Origin of the sequence: Clostridium sp. C8-1-8 (assembly GCF_009928445.1) — a bacterium.
In the GTDB taxonomy this organism is placed as follows: domain Bacteria; phylum Bacillota; class Clostridia; order Clostridiales; family Clostridiaceae; genus Clostridium_AR.
The window spans coordinates 1-210 of sequence record NZ_JAABNO010000109.1; the positions used below are offsets into that span (position 1 = coordinate 1).

The following is a 210-nucleotide window of genomic DNA, read 5'->3' on the forward strand; positions in this document are numbered from 1 at the left end:
ACTTACTCTCCCACACAGTCGCCCATGCAGTACCATCAGCCGTTCATGTCTTAACTGGCGTGTTCGGTATGGGTACGAGTGTAACCCATGAACGCATTATCACTAGATATTCTAATATTGATCATCAATTACTTCAAAGGAAGCTTAACCTTCTCCGGGGTAATTTTTAACGCCTTCTATCGAATGCTAAATTACCCTTCAAATGCATAA

At 41.4% G+C, this 210-nt stretch carries 1 rRNA gene; it reads right to left on the minus strand.

What is annotated here, in order from left to right:
* Positions 1-107 (minus strand): 5S ribosomal RNA (gene rrf, locus GXK57_RS26300); the annotation flags it as partial.
* Positions 108-210: the final 103 nt, after the last annotated feature.